Source organism: Rhodococcus mengyinensis, assembly GCF_048381435.1.
Classification (GTDB): domain Bacteria; phylum Actinomycetota; class Actinomycetes; order Mycobacteriales; family Mycobacteriaceae; genus Rhodococcus_F; species Rhodococcus_F opacus_D.
In genome coordinates this window covers 1-1,450 of record NZ_JBLWIT010000001.1, presented here as the reverse complement: position 1 = coordinate 1,450, position 1,450 = coordinate 1, and the positions used below count along the sequence as shown (strand labels likewise).

General features: G+C 67.2%; 1 protein-coding gene. It reads left to right on the top strand.

The features are described 5' to 3' along the window. Positions 1-13 precede the first annotated feature (13 nt). Positions 14-1,450, top strand: a 1,437-nt coding sequence (locus tag ACNJ7E_RS00005) for a condensation domain-containing protein (RefSeq protein WP_418338682.1), incomplete at its 3' end; no start/stop codon positions are given.

Genomic DNA, 1,450 nt, shown 5'->3' with positions numbered 1-1,450 from the left:
TGCGCGGGTACCGATGCGAGTGCTGTTCGAGGCGTCGTCGGTGCAGGCACTGTCGACGTGGCTCGAATCCCGGGCCGCTGCGGGTGCACGCACACCCCTGGTTCCGCGGACCCGACCCGAACACATCCCGCTATCGTATGCGCAGCAACGCATCTGGTTCCTCAACCGGTTCGACCCACACTCACCGGTCTACAACATCCCCTTCGCCGTGCGCCTGTCGGGAACCATGGACACGGCCGCACTGCTGGCAGCGATCGCAGACGTGGTGGACCGGCACGAGACCCTCCGGACGATCTACCCCGAATCCGAGGCCGGCCCGCACCAAGTGGTCGTCCCGGCGGCCGAGATCAGCGGCGGATTCGCCACCGCCGCGGTGACCGAGAACGAGCTCGCCACGCGACTGCTGTCGATGGCCTCCGCCGAGTTCGACGTCACCACATCGGTGCCGGTGCGGGCCGCCCTGTTCGAGACGGCCGACAACGAGCACGTGCTCGCCGTGGTGCTGCACCACATCTGCGCCGACGGCTCCTCGATCGCCCCGCTGGCCCGGGATCTCATGGCCGCCTACACCGCGCGCACCCACGGGAACCCACCCGCCTGGAGCGCACCGACGGTGCAGTACGCCGACTACACCCTGTGGCAACGGGAGTTGCTCGGCTCCGACGACGACCCGAACTCGTTGCTCGCGCAACAGCTGACCTACTGGCGTTTCACCCTCGACGGTCTGCCCGAACAGCTCGAACTACCCGGGAACCGAACACCGCCCGCCGTCACCCACCGTGGACGAACACACACGTTCACCATCGACGCGCCCACCCACCGCGCGGCAGCCGAACGCGCACGACAACACACCGCGACCGTGTTCATGGTGCTGCACACCGCATTCGCGATATTCCTGGCCCGAACATCGGGCACCGCGGATATCGCGATCGGCACCCCCGTCGCCGGCCGCGGCGACCCGGCCCTCGACGACCTGGTCGGCATGTTCGTCAACACCCTCGCACTGCGAACCCCAGTCGACGCTGCCAGCAGCTTCACCCAACTGCTCACGACGGTGCGAGAAACCGACCTGGCCGCATTCGAGCACGCCGACGTGCCGTTCGAACGGGTGGTACAAGCCCTCAACCCGACACGATCGACCACCCGACACCCACTGTTCCAGGTGATGCTCGTCTTCCAGAACCAAGAGCACCCGAAGATCGAACTGGCGGGACTGACCGCCCGTATCGAGGACATCGACCACACCGCCACCCAGTTCGACCTCACCCTGGTGGTGAGTGAACGCGTCGACCGCGATGGTGCCGCTCGAGGATTGACCGCCGCGCTGACATACGCGCAGGACCTGTTCGACGAGGACACCGTCCGCGGCTTCGCCGACAGATTCACCCGACTCCTCGAGGCAGCGGTGGCCGATCCCGACAGCCCGGTCGGCGACCTCGACATCCTCGAC